Here is a 12,484-nt window from a genome sequence, read left to right on the forward strand (position 1 = left end):
TCCTTATCTGTGAAGTTGTCGACGATCTGCCGACCCATTTATTACATGCATGTTACTTTTCATGTACCGCCGTCCATCCTAGCGTCAGCTAGCTCCATATTTTGCTGACATTCCGCGATGCGGCTGCCATTTTAGAGCGCTTCCGACACTTTTCACCCCATATCCAGATTTGCCGCATTACAGTGAGCATCATGACCTTGCGATTCAACAGCGACGGCACCTTCCGTGTGCTGCAGATGGCCGATATTCAGGACGGACCAAACGTACGCAAAGACACGATCCGTCTCATCGAAGCCGCTATCAAGAAAACGCATCCCAATCTGATCGTCTTCACCGGCGACCAGATTCGCGGATACGACCCCGCGTACATCGACACGTTCCTGCGCCGCCGCGGAGAGCAGCCGGGCACGCGCGTGCGCATCGTCACTAAAATCGAAGCGAAACTGCGCGGCATCAAACGACACCCTCTCGCCAAAGCATTGCGCGAATATCCCCCTACCGACGACAGTTGGATGATTGACGGCATCGGCACCGACTCGCCGAAACTCGTGAAACGCAACAAGCGCGACGGTCTCAACGGATCCGCCAACAAGCTTGAATCATGGGCACAATCCATCAATCGCGCGACCGCCGCGACCATACTCGATGACACACGGCAGAAAGTACGAGACACGTTCGCAGCATTCCTTGGACCTGCATTGGAAGCGCGAATCCCCTTTGCCGCAACCTACGGCAACCACGATTTCCAGTGCGGCATTCTCGCCGACGAACAGGATGACATCTACCGAGAGTTTTCCGGTTGCATGAATCCCGTTGCCGGGTCGTCTCCTTTGGCGCTCGAACCAGGCACGTTTGCGATTCCGATCGAGGCTTCCGATGGTTCAAAGCGCATTGCGATGAGCGTGATGATGGTGAATTCCGGCGATTATGCGGATAATGCGTTTGACGGCGATTGCAGCATTTCTGACGGTTGCGAGCGTGTTGGAGATACTGATAAATCCGGCAATACTGTTGGCAATACTGCCGGCGGACGAGAATCGCTGACATCCTACGCAAAATATGCGTCGAATTCACGCGGCTGGGATTTGGCCGATTCCGACGGCTACGGCACACCTTCGCCGGAAGCGATCGAATGGCTGAAGCAAGTGCAACGCGAGCTGGGACGGCGCAACGGCGATGGTCGCGCGGTTCCGGCTATCGCATTCCAGCATATTCCGCCGCAGGAATTCTACGACTGCCTGCGCGAAGTGCCCGCATACACGCCGAATGCGGTGGAGGGTGCGCGAACGTTCGCAGGGCATTGCTATGTGTTGGATCGTGACGTGTGCAGACCTGGCTCGAGGCTTGGCGAGGCGATCGGCTGTGCGGATGAGAACGTTGGCGAAGTGCAGGCATTGCGCGATGCGGGCGGCTATTTCGCGCTGTTCTGCGGGCATGACCATAAGAACGCGTTCGTCGGGCACGTGCACGACATCGATCTTGGGTACGCGCCGACCTGCGGCTTCGAATGCTATGGGCCGAAATCGCGACTGCGCGGCATTCGTCTGTTCGAATTCCGCGAAAACAATCCGGTCAGCTACGTGACGTGCATGCTCACGTGGGGCGATTTGGTCGGACGTTATTCCAGCAACGAACTGCGCGTGTTCTTCGAAGACCATTGCGTGACCGATCTGGTCGGCATCCGCAACGAACTGCGCCGTCCACAGGTCACGGCCACACTGCTGGGCGTCGGATCGGTGATGTGCGCCGCAGCCGGCCACGCCATCGCCAAACTGTTCAAGCGCTAGGCGCGACCGCCGCAAGGCATGGCCGTCGCAACAGTCGGACAATCGCCAATCTGTGGAATGCGGAAAATCTGCGAAATATCAGCAGAACGTCAGTGGAACAAACTGACGCCGCGACGAGACACGCAAAACGCGTTGCCAAGCCAAGTATGACGGGAATTCGGCCATACCGCACCCAATCGAGGCGCATTCTGGCTCATCCAAATACTCGGCACACGACCATCCGCGGAACGCGATCCCAACAAATTGAAACCGTTCTCCTCCAACAACCATTCCGGATGCTGCGTGGCAATCGCAAGCCCCTCTTCCAACGTGAGAGGCAAACGCTCGTCGGAATCGATCAGCTTGCGCGCAACATCGGGCTCGCGATTGATGTAGCAAGTTCCCGTATGCGGCTCGATCACCAAGTAAAACGGGCCTTCCGGCGGCTCGAAACCATCCTGCGGAAGAAAACTGGCAATATCGCGCGGAGGCATCGTGGTGAAACCAGCCATGCGATTGATCGACGTACGCGCGATCAACGATTCCGGGGAAACCAACTCGCGCGTAGGCACCAACAGAATCTGCGTGCCCAAATCGGAATCCTCCAACGCACGGATGAGCGGGCGCGCCAAAGCGCGGAACGCGGCGGCCGACATATCGGCCACATCCGGATAGCCCAACGCCACGATACGATCCAACTGCTTTTGCGCTTCTTCTGATGCCTTCGACATGGCTTCCAGTGTACGCGAGCGATACGTCCAAAGCACGAAAAGCCTCGCAGACCGCGCACCGAAATTTGTGCAGACAGACGCATCAGCACGGACAATCAGTCAACCGCATCACACCAATCTGACAAACATACTGCCCGAACCGGGAACGTCACGGAAGCAAAAATGCTGAATCACTGCAAGAGAGCTCTTCACGGCATCCTGGCTCGCCCCTATGTTCCGCGAGCTGAGCACAAGAACGTATAGAACGCGAAACAGACCAGCATACGGATAGGAGAACCTGCTTGTTCCGCGGATTTCGTAAGATTAAACAACGCGTGTGGCCGCCCACGAAGTCGTTTGGGGCCGGCTGGTCGACCTCAAGCGTTAAATCATACGAAACCGTTCCAGCATAAGCGAGAGGTTGTTATGTCCGAAAAGATTAAGGTCGGCATTCTCGGAGCTACGGGCATGGTCGGACAGCGCTTCGTCACGCTGCTCGAAAACCATCCGTGGTTCGAATTGGTCACCCTTGCCGCGTCCGCGCACAGCGCCGGCAAGACCTACGAAGAGGCCATCGGCGGTCGCTGGAAGATGGAAACGCCGATGCCGGAATTCGTGAAGAACATGGTCGTCAAGAACGTGGCTGACGTGGAAGACGTGGTCAAGAACGTCGATTTCGTGTTCTCCGCAGTGAACATGCCGAAGGCCGAGATCCGCGCCATCGAAGAGGAATACGCGAAAACCGAAACGCCGGTCGTATCGAACAACAGCGCCCACCGCTGGACTCCGGACGTGCCGATGGTCGTGCCAGAAATCAACCCGGAGCATTATGAGGTGATCGAGCACCAGCGCAAGCGTCTCGGCACCACGCACGGCTTCATCGCCGTCAAGCCAAACTGCTCCATCCAGGCCTACACTCCGGCGCTCGCCGCTTGGAAGGAATTCGAGCCGCGCGAGGTTATCGTGAGCACCTATCAGGCCATCTCCGGCGCTGGCAAGACGTTCAACGACTGGCCTGAAATGCTGGGCAACATCATTCCGTTCATCTCTGGCGAAGAGGAGAAGTCCGAGAAGGAACCGCTGAAGGTGTTCGGTCACGTCGATGAGGAAAAGGGCGAAATCGTGCCGTTCGACGGTCCGTTGAAGATCACGTCGCAGTGCATTCGCGTGCCTGTGCTCAACGGTCACACCGCCACCGTGTTCATCAACTTCGGCAAGAACCCGACCAAGGAAGAGCTCATCGATCGCCTGGTCAACTACACGAGCAAGGCTTCCGAGCTTGGCTTGCCACATGCACCAAAGCAGTTCATCCAGTACCTGACCGACGATGATCGCCCGCAGGTCAAGAAGGACGTGGATTACGAAGGCGGCATGGGTGTTTCCATCGGCCGTCTGCGTGAGGATTCCATTTTCGATTGGAAGTTCGTTGGCTTGGCTCACAACACCCTGCGCGGTGCCGCCGGCGGTGCGCTGGAAAGCGCCGAAATGCTGAAGGCACTCGGCTACATCACCAAGAAGTGATGGCAATCTGCATATGTTCTGCAGTTACGCATGATCGTGCATGATTGCACATTGTGATATCTGATTTCTGCAGAACATAATATTGCGGAGGATTGTTGATTATTCAGCAATCCTCCGCTTTTTATTTGCAGATTATCTGCAAAAAATATCTGTAAAACAGATATGGGAATAAAAAAGACTTGACTGAGACGCCTCAAGCAATCCAGTCAAGTCTTTCTTTCGATTGATATTACGTGCTATTGCGTCAGCGACCGGTGCCGCCGTACACCACGGCTTCCACCTGATCGGCGTCCAAGCCGTAGGCGGTGTGCAGCGCGCGGACGGCGTCCTGCAACTGCTCGAGCGGAACCAGCGCAGCGATGCGGATTTCGGACGTGGAGATCATCAGCACATTCACACCCTTGTCGCTCAGCGCATTGAAGAACTTGGCAGCCAAGCCGGAGTGGGTCTTCATACCCACGCCCACCACGGCCACCTTGCCCACGTTGGCGTCAATGTCGAAGGACTGGTAGCCCAGTTCGTCCTGCTTCTCCTGCAACACTTCCTGCACCTTGGCCGCGGCGGAACCGGGCACAGTGAAGGAAATGTCGGCGGTGCCGGTGGAAGCGGAGGCCTGCACGATCATGTCGACGTTCACGCCGGCCTCAGCCAGCATCGTGAACACCTTGGCGGCCATGCCCGGCTCGTTCGGCACACGGCGCACGGTGGCCAGCGATTCGGTGTTGTCGTGCGCAACGCCGGAAATGATCGGGACTTCCGGTCCAAGATCGGGGAACAGGTCACCCAAGGACTGGCTGTTGTTTTCGCTCATGTTCTTACCTTTGTTTGTAAAGTCTTGATTTTCTTGCGATTGCCTGCGATGTCTCGCGATTGCCGAATGCGAATCTCAGATATCTCAGATGTTCGGCAATGTGCGCGGATCGACACCTTCCGGCACGATCAGCGTGCCGCTACGGTGGGAGAAGGAGCTGCGCACATGCAACGGCATGTTGAATCGCTGCGCGTATTCCACGCAACGCAGGGCAAGCACCTTGGAACCGCAGGACGACATTTCCAGCATCGACTCATAGTCGATGACGGGAATACGGCGTGCGGTCGGTACAATGCGCGGATCGGCGGTGAACACGCCATCGACGTCGGTGTAGATCTCGCATACGTCGGCGTCCAGCGCCACAGCCAAAGCCACTGCGGAGGTATCGGACCCACCTCGGCCGAGCGTGGTGGCGTCGCCGCCCTCGTTCACGCCTTGGAAGCCGGCCACAATGGCCACGGAGCCCTTGTTGAGAGCACGACGCACGCGGTCAGGCTTCACGGCCTTGATATGTGCGGTACCGAACTGGGCGTCGGTCATGAAACCAGCCTGGGAACCGGTGAAGGAGTAGGCGTGAGAGCCGGCCGCATGAATTGCCATTGCGAGCAAACTCATCGAAATACGCTCGCCTGCGGTCATCAGCATGTCCATCTCGCGCGCCGGCGGGTTGGAGTCGATACTGAGCGCCTGATCGATCAGGTCGTCGGTGGTGTCTCCCATTGCGGAGACCACCACGGCCACGTCATTGCCGGCGTTCTTCGTTTCGATGATGCGTCGGGCCACGCGCTTGATCGACTCTGGGTCGGCTACGGAAGAGCCGCCAAATTTCTGCACGATGAGAGCCACAACTTATCCAATCTTCTTCAATGTGTTGTCTGCCAACCATTCTAGGCAGGCTGGTCGATTATAGGAAAAATCCGATTTATCAAGCCCCTGCACGCCCAACATGCGAAACAATACATGCTCAACATGCGAAACAATACATGAAATCCACGCAATATTCCGACGTGAGTTTCGTACGATTCTTCAGCGTAAGTTTCGCACGAAATCTTCGGCGAATCGCCTGCGCAACGCCTACGCAATCGCCAGCAATCGCCAATAGCCGCCAGCATATGCCGGCATATGTAACGCATGTGGCGAATGTGATGTCAGACCGCACGACGCCCGGCCAACGCACGTCCGAGCGTGATTTCGTCGGCATATTCGAGGTCGCCGCCGACCGGCAGACCGCTCGCCAAGCGCGTGACCTTGATGTCGGTTTGCGACAGCAGCTGCGAAAGGAAACTGGTGGTCGCCTCGCCTTCCACGTTCGGATTGAGCGCGAGAATCACTTCGGTGACTTCGCTGTCTTTGAGCCGTTCGATGAGTTTGGCGATGTTGAGGTCGCTCGGCTGCACGTTGGCCATCGGATTGATGACGCCGCCGAGCACGTGGTATAGGCCGCGATATTCGCGTGTGCGTTCGATGCTCATCACGTCTTTCGGTTCTTCGACCACGCAAATCACGCTATGGTCGCGGCGCGGATCGACGCAGATCGGGCATGGACTGGTTTCGCACACGTTGCCGCAAACATCGCAGAATCGTATTTTTTCCTTGACTTCGGTGATGGCGTCGATCAGGGTCTGCGATTCCTCGTCGGATGCGTTGAGCAGGTAGAAGGCGATGCGTTGCGCGCCTTTCGGCCCGATGCCGGGCAGGTGCGCGAATGCGTCGATCAGTCGTTGGATGGCGCCGTCATAGGCCAGTGCCATGGTTCACCTTTCCTTGGTTGCCGTAAGATTCGCGGTCATTCCCGTAGGATTCGCGATTGTGCCGCTAATCGTCGAGATTCTTCTTCTGCTGCATGTTGCGCGGGTTTTTGGCGTCGTCGGGGCCGAAATCCTCGACTTTTTTCACTTCGAATAGTCGTGTCAAATCGTCAACGCTTAACGCGTTGGACGCTCCGATCGATTCGTCGCTCATGGAATATTCGTCATCTTCCGCGGCGACCTGCGGTGTTGGCTGCGCAGGCGTGGAGAACTGTTGGCTCCATGGGTCGGCGTTCGGCTGGTTTTGCTGAGACGCCGCTTCCTGCCGAGGTGCGCGATGCTGATGATTGGCATGCTTGGAGGCCGTTTCAGATTCCGTTGACACGGGCATAGCGTCCGCCGGCCCTGCCTGAACTGGCATGGGGGCACCCCAAGGATCGTCGTCCACCGGCGGCTGCTGCGGTACCGGCGCTGGCACGGCCCACGGATCGACGTTATCACTGGTATCGGGAACGGCCACATGTTTCACGTGTTGCTCCGGCGCTTTCACGTCGTTGACGCCGCTTGCGATCACCGATTGCGGTTGCACCTGTTGCGCTGGCACGGCCCACGGATCGTCATCCAGTTGCGATGGGACTACTGCGGTCTGCTGTGAGACCGCCCATGGATCGTTTTCGGCGGTTGCGTCCGCAACGGCTCGGTGACCCTCCTCATCGTTAGAATCCTCTGCATTACCGCCATTCTCGGTTTTCTGCGCGCCCTCGTCTGCCGGTTCTTTGCCGGAGGATTCAAGACTTGCGGCGGTGCCAAGATTCGCCGTCAGCAGTGTTGCGGATTTGAGTCGCTCCTGCGCCAGCTGCACGTTGATCTTGCTTTGCTCTTCCGGACTAAGCTTGCTCCACGGCACCGATTCGGAACCGTCCGCCAGCTTTTTGGCGGGGGCAAGCGTGACATTCGGGCCGAACACCTTATGCACTTCGGCGCGGACGATTTTCACCACTTCGGTGGTTCCATCCACCGACTCCTTCGCCACGCCCTTGGCGAACGCGTATTTGCTGAGCGCCTTGTCGAATTTGATCCACAAGCTGTCACCACGCAACAGCACACGAGGCACTTTCTCTCGGTTCACATAACCGCGCACATCCTCAGGAAGTGCGGCCACCAAAGCATCCCACTTCTGGTCGGGGGTGCGGTCGTCATGTACTGGAGCAGGTATGGAAGTTGCCGCAGGCGCCGGAGCCGCGGCAGGCGCAGCGGCCGCGACGGAAGACGTCGCATTCATCGCCTGCTGAACATCCGCAAGCATGGAAGCCACTCCGGAAGCGACGGCGTCAGCGGGATTCATCGGCGCCGCAGACGGCTGCACAGCCGGTTTCACAGGCGCGGAAGAAGCATCAATTGCCGATGCGGAATCCTGTGGCTGAACGCCGGCGGTACGTCTCGCCGCACGGCGACGCGAGCCGGTCATGGATCCACGCAGCGATTCTGCAGCGGCGGCCTCCTCGGAATCGCCAGCAAAATCAGGCATACCGGAAGATGACGCAACTGCAGCCACCCCTTCCTCACGCCCGGCCAGCAAGCGCGCGGCAAGCAATTCCAGTCGCATGCGCGGCGAAATCGCACCGGTCATATTGGCAAGCGTCGCATTGATCGTGTCAGCCATCTGCGTCAACGAGGATAATCCCAAAGCGGAAGCCTGACGACGCAAATCATCCACGTTCTCGGCGGCCGCATCGTCGGAAAGCACGCTTTCCGCGCGCGCTCCACCCAACGTGAGCACCAGCAAATCGCGCACCCGGGCAAGCAAATCCTCAACGAATCGACGGGGATCGAAACCGCCGACCACAACCTTCTGGATCACGCCATACAGTGCTTCGCCGTTTTTGTCGGCAACGGCGTCGACGGCCTCGCCAATCAGAGCGTCAGGCGTGAAACCGAGCAACGCAACCGCAGAATCGTATGCGATGCTGCCGTCAACCGCACCAACCATGAGCTGGTCAAGCACGGAAAGGGTGTCTCGCACGGAACCGCCTCCGGCACGCATAGCAAGGCGCAGCACACCCGGCTCGGCCTCGATATGCTCGTCTTCGCAAATCTGCTCGAGGTACGGGCCCATAACCTCCTGCGGCACCAGGCGGAACGGGTAATGGTGGGTGCGAGAGCGGATGGTGCCGATCACCTTGTCTGGTTCGGTGGTGGCGAAGATGAACATCACATGCTCCGGCGGCTCCTCCACGATTTTCAGCAGCGCGTTGAAGCCTTGTGGCGTAACCATGTGGGCCTCGTCGAGAATGAAGATCTTGTAGCGGTCGCGGGCCGGCGCGAAACCAGCGCGCTCACGCAGTTCGCGGGCGTCGTCCACGCCGTTATGCGAGGCCGCGTCGATTTCCACCACATCGATGGAACCGGGACCGCCCGTGGCGAGATCCTTGCAGCTTTCACATTCGCCGCACGGATGCGAGGTCGGACCTTTCGCACAGTTGACGCATCGCGCAAGAATGCGAGCGGAACTGGTTTTGCCACAACCGCGCGGGCCGGAGAACAGGTAGGCATGCGTGAGCTTGTTCTCGTCGAGCGCGCGCATCAGCGGAACCGTGACCTGGTCCTGACCGATCACGCCGTCGAACGTGTCGGGACGATACCTTCTATAGAGTGCCAGTGCCATCGCAATTCCTTCCGCAGTAGTGCCACTAGGCTACCGATTAATTACGACACGTGCGGGCGCCGAAAACCGTCGAACCGCATACTCGCGCAGGTGTGGGCGCGTGTCCCGAAAGAAAAGGCTGACGATGGAGTTTAAGCTGGATACAACGACACCGACATTTCAAGATTGACAGAGCGTCAATTTCAGGTCTAGACTGAGGACAGTCAAGAAATTGACAGAGTGTCAACGTGTCGCGTAGGTGAGAGACGCCACTCAAGCGAAGGAGAGAGCCATGGACGGACAGCACAACGCTTCCGCGATGACAGTCGGAGACGCACGCCGTGCGCAAATCGTGCACGCAGCCCGCGAACTTTGCCTGGAAAAGGGCTTTTCTAAAGTCACTATCAGCGATATCGCAAGTCGCGTCGGCATGACCAGATCTCTCTTCTATCACTATTTCCAAGACAAGGACCAAGTCGCGGACGCCGTACTCGACGACGTTATCGACGAAGTCATCACACACTTGGAAGAGTGGAACGCGAATCGCGAAGTCGGCAATATTTCGAAGGCGCTCGACGACGTGGTGCGACTGACCCGGTCTCTCATCGCCGATGAGGGACCGTTCAGCCAGCGCATGATCGAAGACGGCAACGCGGGACTGTACATCAAATTCATCGACCTCGTGGCCGATCGCATTGCGGAATACATCTGCAGTTCAACCGTACGTGATTTCGAAAAACTGCATGGCATGCCCATCTCCAACGAACATGAGACGTTCTACACGCTCATCGTTGGACTGATTTCGCTGATCAGACTGCACCCAGACATTGAAGACACCGTCATCAGACAGGTCGCAGCGCAGACGCTGCACCTGAACGAATACATGTAAACGCGGAATCAACCCGCGCGCACATGTGTGTCGAGAGAAAGGAAAAGCGATGTTGTTCCAAGTCTATGGCGACACCGCCGTATACCAGTGGATCGGCTGGATCCTCGTATTCTGCTGCCTCATCGGTGCCAATGAGCTGGCCCGCCGCACCAAAACCGGTGGCGTGGTCGCGTTCCTGATCGTGCCGGCCATTCTGACCATCTACTTCATCACCATTTACGCGGCCGCCGCTATGGGCGCCGAGTGGGCGCTCAACAACCCGACCTACGTTCATATGACCAGCTGGTTCCACTATGCCAAACTGTATGCTGCCACCGCGGGCTGCATTGGCTTCATGGCGCTCAAATACAAGTGGGGCAAGATCGGCAAGTCCGAGTGGTTCAAATGCTTCCCGTTCGTGATCGTGGCCATCAACATTCTCATCGCCGTGGTCTCCGACTTCGAATCCGCCATTCGCGCCTGGGGTACCACGTGGGTTTCCACCGAAGGCGTGACGCTGTATGGCGGCTGGCACAACGTGTTCAACGGCGTTGCCGGCCTGATCAACATCGCCTGCATGACCGGCTGGTTCGGCATTTACGTGTCGAAGAAGAAGCAGGACATGCTTTGGCCCGACATGACCTGGGTGTTCATCGTCGCATACGATATTTGGAACTTCTGCTACACCTACAACTGCCTGCCAACCCACTCCTGGTACTGCGGCCTCGCGCTGCTGCTCGCCCCGACCGTGGCAAACTTCTTCTGGAACAAGGGCGGCTGGATTCAGAACCGCGCCAACACGCTCGCCATCTGGTGCATGTTCGCGCAAGTGTTCCCCATGTTCCAGGATGAGTCCAAGTTCGCCGTGCAGTCGGTGAACAATCCGAACGTGAATCTGACCGTGTCGATCATCGCACTCGTGGCCAACGTGCTCGCACTCGGCTACATCCTGTACCGTGCGAAGAAGCAGCACGTCAACCCGTGGCTGCAGGAAGTCTTCAAGGGCACCCGCGACTACGAGCAGGCCATCGCCCGCCAAAAAGTCGCCGCCTAATCCCAATCCGCGTTCGCTAGTTACAGCATTCGCTAATTACGCCATTCGCTAATTACAGAAAATCCGGTATTCGTAAGATGCAATTCTCACGAATATCGGATTTCTATTATCGACAAGAGATAACTTACGACATATTTGATGTCACGCAACAGCACACGCTGGCTGCTGTCACACTGCAGATCACCGCACGTCGCTGAAGATCACTGAAGAAATTCGCCGGTAATCGGGTCGCGATGGTCTCGTTTGATGATTTCCAGCACTTTTTCCTCGGTATTGGAAGCTTGGCTTTCCACCACGGCCGGCGGCACGAGCACACGCAACGCACGCCCCTGGGCCACGACCTTGACAGGCAGGCGACCAACATATTCGCCGTCCGCCATCAAGACCGGCGGCTCGTCACCCTCTTGCGCGCGGGTGATTTCGATATCGCGCACACGCTTCCAGCCAAACACCTTGCATCCGAGGATCTTGCCGCTGTAGGCGCGCGCCACCGCATCCGCGCATTCGGCGACATTGGGCACATGGTCGAGCCACACCAAATCAAGCAAGCCATCAGAGAACCGCGAATACGGCGAAACCTCAATGCCACCACCGATATGCCGCGAATTTGCCACCGTGAGCAGCGGCGAGATAATGCCTTTCTCTTCCACCGTGCCATCGGCCAACGTGGCTTTGACGTGGTACCCGTACTGCTTCATATGAGTCAATTCCACAAGCACGGCCGCGAAATAACGCAACGAACCGTTCGGCAAACGCGAGTGGTTCGCACGGTCGTTGATGCTCGCATCCAAACCGCACGAGAGCATGCCCGCATAGAAGCGATTGACCGCCGGATGCAATGGCACATCCGAATCTCCGACCAACTCATCACCGGTGCTGGAATCGACGGCATATCCACCCTGCAACGACGTGGCTAAGCCCATATCGACGTCAATATGCGTGCCGCGAACAATCGCGCCGACAATGCCATCGACAGCGGTTTCCACACGATTGACCGGCAGTTCAAGTCCACGCGCGAAATCGTTGCCAGAACCCGTCGCCACTATGCCAAGCGGCTTGCCGGAGCAGCCCACGGCATTGGCGCCGAGCGCAATCATGCCGTCACCGCCGACCACCACCAAGTAGTCATATTCGTCTCTACGGTTTCTGGCGTTCAGCAAAGAGCCTTCAAAACTCTCACCGGTTGCATCGATAACGTTGAAGCCATGCTTGCGCCCGGCTTCCCGCAGCAGACCGATCACCTGATTGCCGACTTCAGCGCCCTTGCCTTTGTTCGACGTCGGATTGCCGACAACGGCAACGGTCGCATTCACACAGGACGTTTCGCTCATACTTCAGTACGATAATCGCAATTCGCGCCAC

At 57.7% G+C, this 12,484-nt stretch carries 10 protein-coding genes; 4 read left to right on the forward strand and 6 right to left on the reverse strand.

Annotation, left to right across the window (positions count from 1 at the left end):
- The first annotated feature begins 191 nt into the window (after positions 1-191).
- Positions 192-1,787 carry a metallophosphatase gene (locus tag CE168_RS03355; RefSeq protein WP_099571091.1) on the forward strand — a complete coding sequence of 532 codons (1,596 nt, stop codon included), beginning with the start codon at positions 192-194 and terminating at the stop codon, positions 1,785-1,787.
- A gap of 89 nt (positions 1,788-1,876) precedes the next feature.
- Here CE168_RS03355 and CE168_RS03360 read toward each other — a convergent pair whose 3' ends face one another.
- Positions 1,877-2,497, reverse strand: a complete 621-nt coding sequence (locus tag CE168_RS03360; RefSeq protein WP_099571092.1) for a DUF5701 family protein — start codon at positions 2,495-2,497, stop codon at positions 1,877-1,879.
- 405 nt (positions 2,498-2,902) lie between these two features.
- Here CE168_RS03360 and asd point away from each other — a divergent pair, with 405 nt between their 5' ends.
- Positions 2,903-3,997, forward strand: a complete 1,095-nt coding sequence (asd, locus tag CE168_RS03365) for an aspartate-semialdehyde dehydrogenase (protein ID WP_099571093.1) — start codon at positions 2,903-2,905, stop codon at positions 3,995-3,997.
- 244 nt (positions 3,998-4,241) lie between these two features.
- On the opposite strand, the gene CE168_RS03370 is transcribed toward asd, so the two are convergent.
- From CE168_RS03370 to dnaX, 4 genes are all read right to left on the reverse strand, one after another.
- On the reverse strand, positions 4,242-4,808 hold the full coding sequence (locus CE168_RS03370) for an ACT domain-containing protein (RefSeq protein WP_099571094.1): 567 nt from the start codon (positions 4,806-4,808) through the stop codon (positions 4,242-4,244).
- A gap of 84 nt (positions 4,809-4,892) precedes the next feature.
- A complete protein-coding gene (locus CE168_RS03375) occupies positions 4,893-5,654 on the reverse strand; it encodes an aspartate kinase (RefSeq protein ID WP_099571095.1) in 762 nt (253 codons plus the stop codon).
- Positions 5,655-5,956: 302 nt separating this feature from the next.
- Positions 5,957-6,559 carry a recombination mediator RecR gene (gene recR, locus CE168_RS03380; RefSeq protein WP_099571096.1) on the reverse strand — a complete coding sequence of 201 codons (603 nt, stop codon included), beginning with the start codon at positions 6,557-6,559 and terminating at the stop codon, positions 5,957-5,959.
- A 64-nt stretch (positions 6,560-6,623) separates the two neighbouring features.
- Positions 6,624-9,221 carry a DNA polymerase III subunit gamma/tau gene (gene dnaX / locus CE168_RS03385; RefSeq protein ID WP_099571097.1) on the reverse strand — a complete coding sequence of 866 codons (2,598 nt, stop codon included), beginning with the start codon at positions 9,219-9,221 and terminating at the stop codon, positions 6,624-6,626.
- A gap of 271 nt (positions 9,222-9,492) precedes the next feature.
- Between dnaX and CE168_RS03390 the strand changes: the two genes are divergently transcribed.
- Together CE168_RS03390 and CE168_RS03395 are read left to right on the forward strand one after the other, a co-directional pair.
- A complete protein-coding gene (locus tag CE168_RS03390) occupies positions 9,493-10,089 on the forward strand; it encodes a TetR/AcrR family transcriptional regulator (protein WP_099571098.1) in 597 nt (198 codons plus the stop codon).
- Positions 10,090-10,138: 49 nt separating this feature from the next.
- Positions 10,139-11,122 carry a DUF5692 family protein gene (locus CE168_RS03395; RefSeq protein WP_099571099.1) on the forward strand — a complete coding sequence of 328 codons (984 nt, stop codon included), beginning with the start codon at positions 10,139-10,141 and terminating at the stop codon, positions 11,120-11,122.
- Positions 11,123-11,322: 200 nt separating this feature from the next.
- On the opposite strand, the gene CE168_RS03400 is transcribed toward CE168_RS03395, so the two are convergent.
- On the reverse strand, positions 11,323-12,453 hold the full coding sequence (locus tag CE168_RS03400) for a diacylglycerol/lipid kinase family protein (protein ID WP_099571100.1): 1,131 nt from the start codon (positions 12,451-12,453) through the stop codon (positions 11,323-11,325).
- Positions 12,454-12,484 lie beyond the last annotated feature (31 nt).

The organism is Bifidobacterium sp. N5G01 (assembly GCF_002742425.1).
GTDB classification, from domain to species: Bacteria; Actinomycetota; Actinomycetes; order Actinomycetales; family Bifidobacteriaceae; genus Bifidobacterium; species Bifidobacterium hominis.